Annotated in this window: 12 protein-coding genes and 2 pseudogenes; 8 read left to right on the top strand and 6 right to left on the bottom strand. The window is 69.4% G+C overall.

Features of this window, described 5'->3' with window-relative positions:
- The first annotated feature begins 486 nt into the window (after positions 1-486).
- Both AB0B50_RS38795 and AB0B50_RS38800 read left to right on the top strand, forming a co-directional pair.
- The gene (locus AB0B50_RS38795; RefSeq protein WP_362340828.1) at positions 487-1,140 is read left to right on the top strand and encodes a DUF4232 domain-containing protein; all 654 of its coding nucleotides are present in this window, start codon (positions 487-489) and stop codon (positions 1,138-1,140) included.
- Positions 1,141-1,483: 343 nt separating this feature from the next.
- Positions 1,484-1,831 (top strand): annotated as a pseudogene (locus AB0B50_RS38800) (hypothetical protein); the annotation flags it as partial.
- A gap of 147 nt (positions 1,832-1,978) precedes the next feature.
- On the opposite strand, the gene AB0B50_RS38805 reads toward AB0B50_RS38800, so the two are convergent.
- From AB0B50_RS38805 to AB0B50_RS38815, 3 genes are all read right to left on the bottom strand, one after another.
- Positions 1,979-3,382, bottom strand: coding sequence for an amidohydrolase family protein (locus AB0B50_RS38805; RefSeq protein WP_362340830.1), 1,404 nt, complete (start codon positions 3,380-3,382; stop codon positions 1,979-1,981).
- 202 nt (positions 3,383-3,584) lie between these two features.
- Positions 3,585-4,145, bottom strand: a complete 561-nt coding sequence (locus AB0B50_RS38810) for a hypothetical protein (RefSeq protein ID WP_362340832.1) — start codon at positions 4,143-4,145, stop codon at positions 3,585-3,587.
- Positions 4,142-4,498: a transposase gene (locus tag AB0B50_RS38815; protein WP_362340834.1), complete on the bottom strand. Its 357-nt coding sequence runs from the start codon at positions 4,496-4,498 to the stop codon at positions 4,142-4,144. Before AB0B50_RS38815 ends, AB0B50_RS38810 begins: the two co-directional genes overlap by 4 nt.
- 344 nt (positions 4,499-4,842) lie before the next feature.
- Here AB0B50_RS38815 and AB0B50_RS38820 point away from each other — a divergent pair.
- The 4 genes and pseudogenes from AB0B50_RS38820 to AB0B50_RS38835 all read left to right on the top strand — a co-directional run.
- Positions 4,843-5,382: pseudogene (locus tag AB0B50_RS38820) on the top strand (DUF4157 domain-containing protein); the annotation flags it as partial.
- 986 nt (positions 5,383-6,368) lie between these two features.
- A complete protein-coding gene (locus AB0B50_RS38825; protein ID WP_362340836.1) occupies positions 6,369-6,860 on the top strand; it encodes a hypothetical protein in 492 nt (163 codons plus the stop codon).
- A gap of 432 nt (positions 6,861-7,292) precedes the next feature.
- Positions 7,293-8,915, top strand: coding sequence for an alpha/beta fold hydrolase (locus AB0B50_RS38830; RefSeq protein ID WP_362340837.1), 1,623 nt, complete (start codon positions 7,293-7,295; stop codon positions 8,913-8,915).
- Positions 8,916-9,166: 251 nt separating this feature from the next.
- Complete coding sequence (locus tag AB0B50_RS38835; protein WP_362340839.1) at positions 9,167-9,904, top strand: 3-keto-5-aminohexanoate cleavage protein; 738 nt, start codon at positions 9,167-9,169, stop codon at positions 9,902-9,904.
- A 370-nt stretch (positions 9,905-10,274) separates the two neighbouring features.
- Here AB0B50_RS38835 and AB0B50_RS38840 read toward each other — a convergent pair whose 3' ends face one another.
- The 3 genes from AB0B50_RS38840 to AB0B50_RS38850 form a co-directional block, all read right to left on the bottom strand.
- Complete coding sequence (locus AB0B50_RS38840) at positions 10,275-11,363, bottom strand: hypothetical protein (RefSeq protein ID WP_362340841.1); 1,089 nt, start codon at positions 11,361-11,363, stop codon at positions 10,275-10,277.
- A gap of 375 nt (positions 11,364-11,738) precedes the next feature.
- Complete coding sequence (locus tag AB0B50_RS38845; RefSeq protein ID WP_362340843.1) at positions 11,739-12,995, bottom strand: serine hydrolase domain-containing protein; 1,257 nt, start codon at positions 12,993-12,995, stop codon at positions 11,739-11,741.
- Between the two features lie 301 nt (positions 12,996-13,296).
- A complete protein-coding gene (locus AB0B50_RS38850) occupies positions 13,297-13,566 on the bottom strand; it encodes a DUF1905 domain-containing protein (RefSeq protein WP_362340845.1) in 270 nt (89 codons plus the stop codon).
- Between the two features lie 230 nt (positions 13,567-13,796).
- Here AB0B50_RS38850 and AB0B50_RS38855 point away from each other — a divergent pair, with 230 nt between their 5' ends.
- The gene (locus AB0B50_RS38855) at positions 13,797-14,078 is read left to right on the top strand and encodes a serine hydrolase (protein WP_362340847.1); all 282 of its coding nucleotides are present in this window, start codon (positions 13,797-13,799) and stop codon (positions 14,076-14,078) included.
- Positions 14,079-14,174: 96 nt separating this feature from the next.
- The gene (locus tag AB0B50_RS38860; protein ID WP_362340849.1) at positions 14,175-14,732 is read left to right on the top strand and encodes a serine hydrolase domain-containing protein; all 558 of its coding nucleotides are present in this window, start codon (positions 14,175-14,177) and stop codon (positions 14,730-14,732) included.
- Positions 14,733-14,794: the final 62 nt, after the last annotated feature.

Below are 14,794 nucleotides of genomic sequence, written 5' to 3' on the forward strand. Positions count from 1 at the left end.
GGCCGCGCCGTGCCCCGCGGACGACACGGCGCCCCGGCGGCTGCCGCCGGGTGGTGCGGTCGGTGTGGATTGAGGAGGCCATGCCACCGGTTGGGGTCAAGGTCTGCCGGGTTACGGGTCTGTCCCAGCGGCTGCCGAGCGCGGATCAGTCCGGGAACGGCAGCGGAACCACTGTCCCGGCCGGACGCCGGTGCACCCCTGGAGCGGTACGGCACACCCGTTCGAGCCCCGTTTCCCGCGCCGTACGCGGTATTGGAGGGGCGCAGCGGGAGCGCGAGAGGGCGAGAGTCGGTCCGGCCCCAGGCGGAGCGTGTCCGGCGGTGGTGCGCTCGGTGTGTGTAACAGGAGTGTCTTAGCGGGTAGTTGGGCGGAACGGTTCGCCGATCCGGACGCCTCCTGGTGGTCAGAAACGGACGCTCATACCGACGCCGAACCCGGCTCGGTGCAAGCGGCCGACACCTCCCACCGATTCTGAGGAAGAAAACGATGCGCGTTCGCAAGCTCACCTTCGCCGCTCTGGCCGTTGCCGCGGGTCTCTCGATGACGGCCTGCAATGGCGATGACGGCACGGCACAGAGCGACCCGGCCGCGTCCTCCGCGTCTTCCTCGGGCGGCGGTTCGGGCTCGGGCGGTTCGGAGCAGGGCAGCGGGAAGGACTCCGCGGGCAAGAGCTCCGGCGGGGGCGCGGAAGCCGGGTCCGGCTCCGGCACGAACGCCAAGGCCGACAAGTGCCGCACCGACGACCTGGACATCACCGCTCAGGACAGCACCATAGACGGCGACACCGAGGGCACGGTCGCGGTCACGTTCAAGAACGGCGGCGGCAAGGACTGCGCCCTGTCCGGATACGCGGGCGTCGACCTGAAGACCAGCGAGGGCGATCTGTCCGCCACGCGTACGGGTCAGTCAAGCCCGATGGTGCTCAAGGACGGCGAGTCGGTGTCCTTCGGCGTCACCTACCCGGTCAACGACTCGGGCGGCTCCGGCGTCCGCGTCACCAGCCTGGTGGTGACCCCGCCCGGCGAGACGAAGTCGTTCTCCCTGGAGTGGCCGGGCGGCACGCTCCCCGTCACGGACGGCTCCGGCTCCGCGGTGAAGGTCGGCCCGATGGGAAGCGCGGGTCAGGGCGGGGCCAACTGACCCGTACGCTCCGCTGACGGACCGTGAACTCGGCGGCTCCGTGCGGTAATACGGACTGCATGGTTGAGGGGCCGACGCCTGTGCCCGCCCCTCAACCATGCAGTCTTTCTGGTGCGGTAGCCGGTCCTGGAGGGGAAGCACATCTTCCGCGCCGACTGGCTGTGTGCCGCCACGTGGACCAGGTCGCCCGCTCCGGCGACTACGTGCGCACCGCAGTGCCGGGCGAACCGGTGGCTGCCCCGGTACCGCCTGGAGGCGCGGAACGGGCTGATCATGATCTGTGCCGATCCCGAGGCACCCGAACTGGGGCCGCAGCTCAAGGAAAGGAACTGACGGCCCCAAGGTGGCTCTGGAGAACGGCTCGGAGAACTACCACCACAGGGGCAGCCACGCAGGCACCCGCGAGCCGGTACTGCCGGGCAAGGACACGGTCGTCGACGCGTGCGAGGGACGCTGGTTCACCATGTACACCCCTTTCGCCGCGGACGCCGTGCCCCAGACGGGCACAGGTGCGAGGACGGAGGAGGGGGCGGGGGAGGGGGCGACGGCGACGGAAGGCGAGCCCGGGGCGATGGGCACCCTGCTCCCCGGCCTCGGAGAGCGCGAACTGTCCGGGACGACGATCGCGGGCGTCTCCCCCCACCTGCTGATGGCCCTCCTGCCGGACAGCGTGGCGTTCCTGCGGTGGACTCCCACGGTCCCGGCCATCCACGACGCCCACTACACGGTGCTCGTGCCGGCAGAACGAGGACCTGGTGGCCATCCCGGGCGTGCAGCGCGGCCACCGCACGCGCGAGCCGTGGTCGTGCCGGTCGTGGTCGTAGCCGTTCGTGGTCGGTCAGGGAGTGGAGGTCAGGTGGGCCGCCGCCCGCTCGGCCGCGTGGACGACCTTCTCGGGGTCCACGCCCACCAGTTCGCCGCCGGTCTTGCGCAGTCGGCCGTCCACGTACACGTCGGTGATGTTGGGCGGCTGGCCGTTGAGGACGATCTGGCTCGTCCAGTCGAAGCGGGGGGCGAAGTTCAAGGTGCCCGGGTCGAGAACGAGGACGTCGGCGCGTTTGCCGGGGGTCAGCGAGCCCACCTGGTCGGCCATGCCGATGGCCTCGGCGCCGCCCAGCGTGCCCATGCGCAGCACGGCGGGCAGCGTGGGGTGTATCTGCGGGTCCTCGTGCACGGCCCGCTGGAGGCCGACGGCGGCCTTCATGAGGGCGAACATGTCGGAGGTGTCGTTCGTCCCGCCGTCGTGGCCCAGGCCCGCCTTGACCCCGGCCTTGTGCAGTTTCGGCAGAGGCATGACGCCTGAAGCCAGGCGCATGTTGCTCAGCGGACAGTGCGCCACTCGTACGTCGTGGTCACCGAGGAGTGCTATCTCCTCGCGGCTCAGGTGGATGGCGTGGTTCATCAGGAGGCCGGGGCCGAAGGCGCCGATCTCGCGCAGGGCCCGGATCTGTTCGTCGTCGCGGTCGGTGCGGTGCTCCAGCACATGCGAGTTGAGCATCAGCCCCAGGTCCTGGGCCTGCTTCCAGGAAGCACGCAGTGAAGCGATGCCTGCCCTGCGCGCGTGCACCGCGACCTGTGCGGAGGCCAGCGGCAGCGGGTCCAGGAGCCGCTCCTTGACCGTACGGACCTGATCTTCCGCGCCCTCGAAGGAGGCCATGGCGTAGACGAAGCGCAGCCCCGCATCATCCAGGGCCTGCACATAGCGCTCGCTCGTCGCGTACGGGATCGCGTGCACCCAGTCGACCACGGTGGTCACGCCCGCCTGGAGGGCATCGAGCGCGGCCAGGTGCACAAAGGCGTACATGTCCGCGGCATCGATCTTCGGCAGCGTCGGGCGGTTGCACGCCTTCAGCCAGTCGGCCACGTCCTGGTCCGAGCAACCGCCTCGGATGCTGGACTGCCACAGGTGGTTGTGGATGTCCACGAACCCCGGCAGTACGAACTGCCCCGACACGTCCCGCACCCGGGCGCCCCGCGGCGCCTCCAGCCGCTTTCCGACGTCGGCGATCCTGCCGTGCCGCAACAGCACATCGGCGCCTTCGAGCAGGCCCAACTCCCCGTCGCCGATATGGGGATCCATGGTCAGGACGAGCGCGGCGCCCCGGAGCAGGGTGGCCTGTCCGGGCCGCTCGGTCACGGCGGCCGCGGGCCCGGCGGCTGGGGAGACAGCGGCCAGAGACAGACCGCCGGCCCCGGCGAGAAGACTGCGACGATTGAGGCGCAAGGGATTCTGCAGAGTCATTGCGGCGTTATACCGCTGGACACCACGCCGTCGACAGACAAGATCCAGCCCACAGTTCAAAAGCGAAGTTCCGCGATACGGATACCGAAAGCTCGCTGTCATTCACAGTCAAACGACCAAACGGCACAACAACCAAGCGGCACAATGGCACGAACAGTTAAGACGATGTCTTGATTGGTGAACTGGAAGGTTGTGTTGGCCCCTACGGGTCCTGGCCGGGGTCCGTGACCCCAAGGTCGACACGCATGACGTGGCGCATTCTCCACAAGGGATCCCATAGCTTGTCCATGCTGTCCCGGGCGGCTTCCACGTTCCCTTCCCGCTGGGCAGTGCCTCCGTCGAGGCTCATCAGCAGGCCGTAAAGATCGCCGAGATGACGGTTCGCCGTGCTGGCTGCCTCCGCCACGGTGTCGGGCAGCACCATCTGGGCCTCGGCGTGACGCAAGCGGTGTTCGCGGCGGGCCCGGTCCAGATCGGACCGCAGCTCCTCCGTCACCTCACCCTCCTCCAGGGCGTGGAGGACTTTCGTCATCACGTTGGCCAAGTCGCGAGTGCCGGCGCTGAGCGTGGCGTAGCAGACACGCCGCGCCTCAAGCTGAGCCTGGCGTGTGGCGTACTCGCGTTCCTCTTGCTGGAGTTGCCTTGTGTGCTCCAGCTCGCGGGTCCTGGCGCGGTCGGCACCGCGCTGCGTGATCACGGCGGCTGCGAGTGTGCCTCCGATGCCCAAAACCGCGATCACAATCTGGCTGATTGAGCTGTTCAAGCTGCCCCCCCCGACTCCGATCGGCTCGCCGGGACTGTACCCGCCGCTGGACGTGATTCTCGGCGCACGGTGCGCCGATAGCAGATCAGGGCACTGGCGAGGCCGACGAATGCCAGGAAGTGCTCGTCCTTGCGCTCATACCGGCGGTGTACCGTCTGCCAGGAGGCACTGAAGACCGGAGGCAACTGCCGCCAGGTACAGCCAGTGGTCGCCACGAAGACGATCGCGGCAAGAACTGCACGGTCATCGCACCGCCGCCGTCCCCCGCCCTGCGGGCGCTGCGGCACCGACGGCACCACGTCCTGAAACAGCTTCCACAGCCCGTCCGGCACCAGCCGCTCGACTCTTCCCATGCCCTGAACAACGAGCCACTGCCAACTGACACATCGTCTAAGCCTGTTCGAGAGCCCTCCCCGGCGCAGCCTGTGTGTGGCCGACGCGCGCATACGCATCGCCCCGGTGCTTCCGGCACGGCCAATGAGGGCCGGGTTGAGGGCTGTTGCCCGTTTGGTCAGTCGATTCTGCCCCTGCGGACCTGGTGCCGGGTGTTCCCGCCGCGTATCCAGAGAGGGTTGTTGATCTCCCATCAGAAGAGGGCTCTGTGCACGACCAGGAGAAGGCCGGATTCATCAAGGCAGGCCGTGACCGCGTACCGGCCCGCACGCCCGCGTCCACCGCGCCTGCGCGGCCCAGCGGGCTGCTCGGCCTGCACAGGGTCGCGGGCAACGCCGCGGTCGTGCAGATGCTCCGCCAGGCCGACCACCTCTGGGCCCAGGAGCAGGTGCAAGAACAGGTACAAGAACAGGTACAAGAACAGGGACAAGAACAGCACCAGCACTCCGCCCACTGCGGCCACCAGCAGCCCCAACAGCAGCCCCACGTCCAGCGCTTGGTCCATGACGTGCTGCGTACGCCGGGCCGCCCGATGGACGACGCCACCCGCAGCGACATGGAGGCGCGTCTGGGTGCGGACTTCTCCGACGTACGAATCCACACCGATGCCGCGGCAAAGGCGTCCGCGGCCGAGGTCGGCGCCCGCGCCTACACCTCGGGACGGCACGTGGTGATCGGTGAGGGGGGCGGGGACAGGCACACGCTCGCCCACGAACTCACGCACGTGATCCAGCAGCGACAGGGGCCCGTCGCGGGGACGGACAACGGCGCCGGTCTCAAGGTCTCCGACCCGTCGGACCGTTACGAGCGCGAGGCGGAGGCCAACGCGACCCGGGCCCTGAGCGGGACGGCAGAGGTACAACGCAGCGAAGCCGCGGCCACCCCGTCCACAGCGGCAGCGCAGGACGGCGTGGCGGTGCAGCGTGCGCTGGACCCCAACAGTCAGCCGGCGCTCGGTTTCAGGGCGGTCACGGAGCCCGCGCACGGCAATCGGGTGGTGGCCGCCATGATGCGCACCGCCGGCGGTGCGGGCACCCAGCCCTTTGCCGATCCGGCCGGATACGACTACATCCGTGCTCTCGGCCTGACGAACTGGTGGATCCGGTTCCACCTCGTGAACGAGGAAGCCGGCGGGCCGGGGAGCGCCGACAACCTGGTTCCCTCCTCCAAGCGGGACAACTCCCAATACCACGCACAATTCGAAGCACTGCTCAAACAGCATGTCGCCGCGGCGAGCACCGCCAATCAGGCGATCACCGGCCAGCCCCCGCACCAGGTGTTCTACGGCGTCGAGGTGGAATACGCCACCGCACCCACCGGATCCGTGCGCCAGCAGCTGGCCGCCCCGCACTTTCCGACCCGATTGCGGGTCTTCCACTACACGTACGACACCACCCAAGGCGTCTGGGCCGCGCACCACAACGGCACTGCTTTCACGTTCCAGGACCCCCAGCCCACAGACACGGGAGTTGCCGTTCCGGCCGTCAGTCTCACCGCGCAGCATCTGCAGAGTCTGGCTCCCGGACACAACTGGAGCAGCGAAGACCTCGCCTTCATCCGGTCACTGGGCGGCGCCCAGAAGGCGAATTTCGAGTCCTACACCGACAAATACTCGGGTTACGGCCCGGAGGGGTCCGTCTTCATGGCATTCACGGAGATGCCGTTCGTAGCCGATCGCCCCACCCGCTTTCCCCGTTCCGCGCAAGCCGGCGGCGCCGTGCCCGTCGCGGACCGCATCCCCGATAGGCCTCTCAAGCTCCTCAGTAATGCCCTCGCCACCGGCATGATCACCATCTGACGGGAAAAACGGAGCAGTAGAAGGAGCCATACATGTCCACGTTGTGGTGTGTCCGGGTCACCGGACGGTCCGAGCGGCCTCCCGCCCTCACCCTGCAGGTGCGTGCCGTCCACCCGGACGCGGGCGCCCTGCCCACGTCCCTGTCGTTCGCCTACCGGCTCCTTGTCGAGGCCGCCGACGGCATGGCCGCATCTCAGGATCAGGACACGGTTCCGGCCGATGGCCGGGCGGAGGCGGTCATCGAGGCCGTGGTCGTCAGCGACGAGCGCAATTTTCCTTACGACGACGAGGCCGCCAAGCGGTACATCGACGAGGAACTCCGCGGCAGCGGGCTCACGCCCGACGGCACTCCGGACGCGTGGCAGGCCGGCTTCACCGAAAGGTGGCAGGAGCTGTGGCGCGGAGAAGGGCCCGTCGCCCGGGCCTTCGCTCCCACAGCGTCCCTGACACTGCATCTGAAGGACACCTCCTTGCTCCCCCGAATCACCCAGGGAGCGGAATGGAGGACCGCCGCTTACGGATGATGCGAACGGGACCCCAGCACCTGGCTTCTGCCTGCTCCTGTCTGCCCGCGTCACGCGTCCACGCCGTGCAACTCCCCGCATACGCTGCGCCTGCCTTGTCTCCCCGGGGGTGCCGGGAGCCCCAGCCCGGTCCGCGTGCGGGCTCCGGCGCCCGCGTCTTCGTGGCCGGGGCGCGCATGGTGCGCCGGAAGCGCGCACGACTGACTCCTGGATTCATCGACAACGTGCAAGGTGGTCAGCCGGGACCGTCGGCATGCTCGCGACGAGTCATGACGGTACGGAAGGCTCGTACATGTACGGAAGGCTCCTACATGTCACGTCAACCCACAGGCGCAAGTACGGGTAGGCCTCTGCGGAAGGCGGGGGCCCTGTGGCATCGGCTCGGAACACTGCCTTCCCTGTGCAGGCGGGCAACGTGAGTGAATAGAGCGCATGCTCATCGACTTCACGCACGATCACGACGGCGAACGACTCAGCGGTGTGTACGGCGGGGACCCTGCCGGGGGCACCGCCGTGGTGCTGCACGGCGCGGGCACCAGCAGCTCGCAACGACTTCTGCCACTGGTGCGGGAGTTCGTGGCCCAGGGCCACAGAGGCCTCGCTTTCGACTTCTCGGGGCACGGCGAAAGCACAGGGAAGCTGCGCGAGTTGAGTCTGCGGCGACGCTTCGAGCAGGCCGTCTCGGTCATCGACGCATACGCGGGTGCCGACGGGCCGCTGCTCCTGGTGGGGTTCAGCATGAGCGGGCAGACGGTGGCGGACCTCGTACGTCACTACGGAGACCGGGTGGCCGCACTGGGCCTGTGCGCGCCTGCCCTCTACACGGCCCAGGCGTGGGACGTTCCCTTCGGAGACGGGACCGGACGGTTCAGCGAGATCATCCGGCGGCCGGACAGCTGGCGGGAAGCCCCCGCGCTGAAGGCGCTGCGGGCGTACGAGGGACGGGCGGTGCTCGCCGTCCCGGGCACGGACGCTGTGATCCCGCCCGGGGTGACCGAGGCGGTCCAGGACGCGCTCACCGCACGAGCCCAGTACACACGGTTCGCGCTGCCGGACGCGACACACCAGCTGGGACTCTGGTTCCGTGAACAGGACGACGACCGGCGCCGATTCGTCCAGGAGATGCTGACAGGCCTCGACGACGGCGGCTGGTCGGCCACGCGCGCGTGGGTTGCCGACCAGCTCGACCACGCCCGCTCCGTCGTCGACTCCCGCCACCTGCACGGCGGCTGGAGCTCCCAGATGCGCCGGCTCACGCTCGACGACGGCACGGACCTGGTGCAACGCACCTTCGTGAAGCCGTTCTTCCGCCACCACGGTTCCGGGCTCCTGGCTCGCGAGGCGTCCGTCCTGACGCTGCTCGCCGAACAGGACGGCATCCCGGCGCCCGCTCTGGTCGCCGTGGACGCGGCGGCCGAACGCTGCGACCACCCGACCCTGCTGATGTCCGCACTGCCGGGCCGCGTCCGCGTGGACGAGACCGATCTCGACCGGCGCCTCGACCTGCTCGCCGCCCAACTCGTCCGCATCCACGGCGTCGTACCGGACGAAAGGCCGCGCACATACCAGCCGTGGACGTCTCCGGAGCGCGCCCTCACCCCGGACGGCCCGCTGTGGGAGCGGGCCCTCGACGTCATCCGCCGCGACCCGCCGCCGTACGAGGGCTGCTTCCTGCACCGCGACTTCCACCCAGGCAACGTGCTCGTCGCCGAAGCCGGGCCCGAGCTGCGGATCACCGGCGTCGTCGACTGGGTCGAGACCTCATGGGGACCCGCCGACCTCGACGTGGCGCACTGCGCGACAGCGCTCGCGCTGCTGCACGGACCGGAGCACGGGCTGGACTTCCGCGAGCGGTACGAGGCCCATGGCGGCCGCGGCCTCGCCGACGGCCCCGACCACCTGTACTGGCGACTGCTCGACGCCCTGGCCTACTGCCCCGACGCGGCGAAACTGGCCGGACCCTGGCGTGAGCTCGGGCGTGACGACCTGACCGCCGAGGTGCTGGCGGCACGGCTGGAGGCGTACGTGGACGGACTCTTGAAGCAGTACGGCTGATGCTCCGGGCAGGATCAACAGGAGGCCGGGAGGTGCGGCAGGCCCCACCGCTACGCAGCCGATCTGCGTGTGCAGCACACAACGCTGCGCCCCCAGGAACAGGATCACCGGACGGTTGGGACGCGCGGAGTGGAAGCGGGCGGCACCGATGCCCATGCGGCGCTCCCTCGACGCCGGGCCCTTCGTGGACCGGGGCGAGGAGGCCGCAGACGCTGTGTCGGATGTCAGTGGGGTCTGGCAGAGTTCGGCCCATGCTGCAGGTGTGTTTGAACGGGGCCCGTAACCGCGACGAGTGCGACGCTCTTCCGGTGACGGCCAGGGAACTGGCCGTCGAGGCCCGGCGAGCTGTGGCCGCTGGTGCCGAAGACATCCACCTGCACCCCAAGGACGCCGACGGCCACGACTGCCTGGAGCCGGGAATCGTCGGCGAGGCGGTCACCCTGGTGCGCGCCGCCGTGCCCGAGCACGTGCAGGTCGGAGTCACCACGGGTGCCTGGGCGGTCCCCGATCCGCAGCGCCGGGCTGACCTCATCCGCTCCTGGTCGGTGCTGCCCGACCACGCCTCGGTCAACTGGCACGAGACAGGGGCGGAGGCGGTGGCCGCCGTGCTGCTGGACCTGGGCGTCGGCATCGAGGCGGGCATCTACTCCGGAACGGACGCGGCCCGTAGATTCCGCGTCTCGCCCGCGGCGGGCAGGGTCCTACGGGTGCTTGCCGAGGTCACCGACACCGACCCCGGCACGGCCGCGACCACGGCGGTGGACCTGGTGGAGGAACTGGGCGCAGAGCTCAGGGCGCGTGTGTTGCTGCACGGCGAAGAAGGCGGCGCCTGGCCGGTGCTGCAGACCGCTGCGCGGCTCGGCCTGGACACCAGAATCGGCCTCGAAGACGTCCTGGTCCTGCCGGACGGCTCCGCAACCAGCGACAACGCAACCTTGGTCCACGCCGCGCGAAAGCTCCTGCACAGTCCGGGGAGCCGGCACCGCTGACACCTGCACGGCACGCGGCGCACGCAGATCCTGGACCATCACCGCCCGATGACTGTCACCGGGCACACGTCTCCGCCTCCTGCATCAGCAGGGTGCTGACCGGGGGACCGCCTGCCGTCCTGGAGGACCACCGGGTGATCGCCACTGCCTTCGACGCCGCCCCGGTCGACCTCCGCCCGCTGTGGAACCAGGTCCGGGTGTGTGGGTCCCTCCCGTGACGCGAAGCGGTCGTCGGGCGCTTGGGAACCGACCGGACTCAGGGCAGTGGCGTCGATACCGGCGCGAGCGTGGGGCGGGCGCGCATCGTGTCACCTCGCGACCGCTCCGACGGTGATGGCGAGGCCACCAGCTCGCCGGCGCCGATGGACGCTCACGTTCGTGTGGCAGCCCCGCAGTCCGCGTTCCCGGACTCCCGCATGCGCTCGTCCATCGTCGTACTGCGGTCGTACGGATCGACCGCCGGACCCGGGCCCGGGCTCTCGTGCTCGGTGTCGAACACCGGGGTGAAGTGGCCGCCGGTGTAGGCGTCACAACCACCGTTGGTGACATCGAGCTTGTAGGACACCATCGAGAACGTCCCGGGCTTGATGCGCACCTTCGCCGGGTCATCCCAGCTCATCACGATCTCGCGGCGCACGATGGTGCGCGCGACTTCGTCACGTCCCCCATCGGTGCGTGCCACCGGGTAGACGTACGTGACGTCGGTGCTGACCTCGACCGCCCCGCGCTCGCCTTCTCGGAACGTCATCCGGCCCCGTGTCTTGACCACGTCGCCGACCAGGCGCACCTCGTCCTTCTCGAAACGGCTGAACAGCAGCAGCGGATCGTTCTCCTCGCCGGGCTTGCTGAAGGCCGCCGCCAGGTAGCGCTGGACGTCCGGCTGATCCGGGTTGATCAACGCGATCGCCCGCCCGGGAAATCCGCCGCGCAGTACCCCAGGGTCCAGGCTGGACGCGGCAAGGAAGTCCCGGGACTTCTGGAGGACTTGAGTGACCTGTGCCTTGCTCATCCAGCCCGTCGCCCGCGCCGCGGGAACATGAATGCCTGCCGTCCCGTCGCCCCACCGAGCGGCAGGCGCCCCACGGAACGGCTCCTTCAGCGTGGGCTCCTGCGCCGCCACATCAGCCGGCGGCTGCTTCGGCCGCTCCGACTCCGCGGCCAGTGGCGCCTCCTGGCCGCTGCCGAACCATCCCGCCACCCGCTGCGGGGCCACGGCTACGACCGCGCCCAGCAAGGCGACCACCACGACCAGGCCGGCCGCGTACCGGCCCTTGCCGCGCCGCCGTTGGTCCGGCCGATGCGTCCGCCACCCCTCCGGCCGGTCGGGTTCGTCCCGCCACCGCCGCGCCACCATCCGCGCCCGCGCCGACGGCTCCCGGGGCGCTGCTTCGGGCCCGGCCTCCGCCTCCCGCAGAAACTGCGCCCACTCCTCGTCCGATACCGACCCGCCCTTGCCCACGCGGCACATCCCCTGATTCACATGCTTCCGGCCCCTGTCCGGGGCCGGTTGTCATCTATGGAGCCAACCGTCCAGCACCTGGCTCGGACTGAGACGGAACTGCGATTCGGCCGGGCCACCCGATGGGCCGCCCCAGGCCGAAGGCTGTAATCGCGGCCTCGATCATAGGCCGGTCGGCTCCCAGGCTCTCAACCGGTTCACGCTGGTCAGGGGCCCGTCGGGACTCCACTGGCCATCATCAACAGAGCCGGGAAGGGGAAGTTGAGAGTCACGATGGGGAAACGACGTTCGCCGCGGGCGTGTTCGACGCCGCGGCGGGCGTCCGCCTCGTCATCGACGTCCACCCCGTCCAACGCCTGCCGGGTGCGCGTGGGTTCACCAGCCGATGATGGCCTGCATCTCCCGCTGGATGATCTCCTGGAACGGCACGTCGTCGTAGTTGCCGAGGATGACACCGACCCAACCGGTGTCCGGGTAGATGTTCCAACTGGCGAAGCTGCCGGGGTTGACGCCGGCACGCCCGTTCACCCACTGCCCGTTGATCAGACTCACCGGCATCATGTAGGTCGCGAACGACGCGTCGGCGGGGGTGCCCAGGCCTTCCCGCAGGCCGCCCCCCTGCGGGGCAAGAGGGATCTTGGCCCCCATGAACAGCTCCGCGTAGGGCCGGTCCAGCACCGTGCCGTCGCCCAGCGCGTGCGCGAACCGGACCAGGTCCGGCGCGGTGGCGAAGCCACCGTCCCCGGGGAAATCGATGAAGCTGCGGGCCGGGTTCTTGCCCAGTTGGAGCGGGTCCGGGCTGCCCTTGTCCAGATGACGGACGGCGTCCACCCGACCGCCGTCGGCCTGCCGCATGTACGAGTGCGCGATGTGCCGGTCGGTGAGCCACTGCGGCCTGGTGTAGAACGCCGTGCCGGTCATGCCGCAACGCCCGAAGATGTGTTCCTCGACGTAGTCCCAGTACGTCGTGCCGGTCACGGCCTCCACGATCAGCGCGGGGATGGCGACCTCGGCACCGGCATGGTCGGTGGGAGTACCGGGGGCGGCCACCGGCTTCGCCTCCCGGGCCCATCGCTCGTAGAACTCGTGCACCTCCTCCCGACTCTGGAAGATGCGCTGCAGGTCCTCCTCCGGGGTGTTGAGCCCGGAGGTGCCGGAGAGCAGATGGTGAAGGGTCACCCTCTCGGAGATCTCCTTGGCGAAGCCCGTCAGATAGGTGCCCACGGTGTCCGAAAGTCTCACCTTGCCCCGCTGCGCCAGCTGCAAGATGGCCACCGCGCCGAACGGCTTGCCCGCCGAGGAGAGGTTGAACGCGACGCCCTCGTGGTTGCGGATCCCCTTCTCCTTGTCGGCCATGCCGTAGCTGCGCGACAGCACCGTCCGGCCCCGGTGCGACAGCAGCACCACGCCGGAGAACTTGTCCTCGGCGGCCAGCTTCGCCACGTACCGGTCGTAGGCTCCGCCGGGCCGGGTGTCCGGCGGGATGGCGTGGGAATCGGTCGGGCCCGGGGCTGCGTGAGCGGGGCGGGAGTCCACCAGCTGCACACCGGCCGCCGCCACTCCGGCAACCGCCAGCCCGCCCCACCCGAGCAACCGCCGCCGTTCAACGCCACGTACGGAATCAGAGTTCATGATCACGTCCCTCCCCGGTCGACGACCGACCGCTGATACGCGGTGGCCCGTGCCTCCACTGAAGACGGAGGACCGTTGCGGTGACGTATGCGCTTTTCGATACGCGCGCGATATGCCCCGGGCCGTGCTGCGAACGAGGGGCACGAGGGCGCCGAGGCAGATGAGGAGTACGAGGGGGGGCCTCAGCCCGGACGGCATGTCGCCTTCCGCGACGCGGTCACGGGCACGCTCCTGCCGCCGGTGCTCCCGTCCCTGATCAGCGGCACGTAGAGAGCCAGCACTCCCGATGTCGGGCCCGATGTCAGGAGTCCACCCGCTCCTTGAGGCAGACGGTGACGGTGTCTCCTTCTTCTTTGCCGATCGCTTTGCGCACTTCCGCTTTCACCGGCAGTTTGTGCGTGCCGTCTCCCAGAGCCATGAACGAACTTTGGAACGGATGACCGTCGATCGTGCCCCGTACCTTCACCAAGCCGTGGGTGCCGAAGAACGCGGCCGACTCCGGCCACACGACATAGGTCCAGCCACCCTTGTTCAGGCTTTTCTGCAAGGTCGCGGTGAACTGCTTGTCCATCAGGGATACCGCCTGTTCAGTAGCTTTCGATGAGAACGAGGTCGTTGCCGTCCGGGGCGCGCACCACGAACATCGGCGGCACTGCGGGCCCAACCCGCAGGCCCAGGTAAGACGGCAGCGGGCATGGAAACTCATCGCTCGACGCGAAGGCCGACCGGACGGGGCTCATCGACAGGGCCCATCGACAGGGCCGGTCTTGCTGGTGGGTGGGTTGTCTATTGGGGGTTGGGTTGGGTGCTGTCTATCGGCAAGAGGACCTGCGCCGGGACACCGATGCCCTCGGGGAGCTGGGGATCACCGGCGTCCAGGCGCGGGTGACCACCGCCCCCGGCCAGGATCTGGTCGCCACCACAGGCGTCGCCGTGGCGGGCACGAACCGCCCGGTGCCTCGCAACGGCTACCTCCGGATCGCCGGCACCGGCAAGGCCTTCATGGCCGCGGTGATCCTGCAGTTGGTCGACGAGGGCGAGGTGCCGCTGGAGACACGGTGGATCGCTGGCTGCCCGGGGTGATCGACGCCAACGGCAACGACGGCCGGAAGATCACCGTGCGCCAGCTGCTGCAGAACACCAGCGGCCTCCACGACGACCGGCTACGTCGTCCTCGGCATGCTCGTGGAGAAGGCCGCAGGCCGCCCGTGGCAGCAGGAGGTCGAGAGCCGGATCCTGGAATCGCTGGGCATGCGCCACACCTACCTGCCGGGCACCACGCCCGCCCTCCGCGCCCCGCACGCCGCCGGATACCAGGTCTTCGACTCCGGCGAACGAACCGACGTCACCGAACAGATCGTCCCCGACCTCGGCGGCTCTGTCTCCACCACGGCGGACGTCAACCGATGCTTCCGGGGACTGCTGGGCGGAAGGCTACTGTCCGGGGCGCGCATGGCCGAGCAGCAGGACACCGTCCCGATAGCGAAGCAGTTCGATGAGCACCAGCTTCAACGACCACCACCGAACACTGCGCCAGCACAGGGCCGCCAGCGCCCTCGTCGACCGCGCGCTGTGCGAAACCCCCGGCAAGACCGGATGGAGGACGTCCGGCCGTGCCCGATCGGCCCCTCCCATCCCACTGGACATGCTCCGGATCGCAGAGGCGTGACGGTGGGTGAGGGGCTCGAGCCGTGTCCCGGCAGGCTGGCGCGCCAAGCAGCGGAGCACGGTGCATGAGCTGCCGTGAGAGCACATTGAGTCGAGTCTCAACCTCAACTTCAGGGTGAGAGTGAGTGAGC

Origin of the sequence: Streptomyces sp. NPDC041068, from assembly GCF_040647455.1 — a bacterium.
Taxonomy (GTDB): domain Bacteria; phylum Actinomycetota; class Actinomycetes; order Streptomycetales; family Streptomycetaceae; genus Streptomyces.

Excerpts from the sequence above, each read along its gene's own strand:
- AB0B50_RS38830 (WP_362340837.1), top strand. The coding sequence starts at position 7,293 with ATGCTCATCGACTTCACGCACGATCACGACGGCGAACGACTCAGCGGT.
- AB0B50_RS38825 (WP_362340836.1), top strand. The coding sequence starts at position 6,369 with ATGTCCACGTTGTGGTGTGTCCGGGTCACCGGACGGTCCGAGCGGCCT.
- AB0B50_RS38815 (WP_362340834.1), bottom strand. The coding sequence starts at position 4,498 with ATGGGAAGAGTCGAGCGGCTGGTGCCGGACGGGCTGTGGAAGCTGTTT.
- AB0B50_RS38805 (WP_362340830.1), bottom strand. The coding sequence starts at position 3,382 with ATGACTCTGCAGAATCCCTTGCGCCTCAATCGTCGCAGTCTTCTCGCC.
- AB0B50_RS38850 (WP_362340845.1), bottom strand. The coding sequence starts at position 13,566 with ATGGACAAGCAGTTCACCGCGACCTTGCAGAAAAGCCTGAACAAGGGT.
- AB0B50_RS38795 (WP_362340828.1), top strand. The coding sequence starts at position 487 with ATGCGCGTTCGCAAGCTCACCTTCGCCGCTCTGGCCGTTGCCGCGGGT.
- AB0B50_RS38835 (WP_362340839.1), top strand. The coding sequence starts at position 9,167 with ATGCTGCAGGTGTGTTTGAACGGGGCCCGTAACCGCGACGAGTGCGAC.
- AB0B50_RS38845 (WP_362340843.1), bottom strand. The coding sequence starts at position 12,995 with ATGAACTCTGATTCCGTACGTGGCGTTGAACGGCGGCGGTTGCTCGGG.
- AB0B50_RS38860 (WP_362340849.1), top strand. The coding sequence starts at position 14,175 with ATGCTCGTGGAGAAGGCCGCAGGCCGCCCGTGGCAGCAGGAGGTCGAG.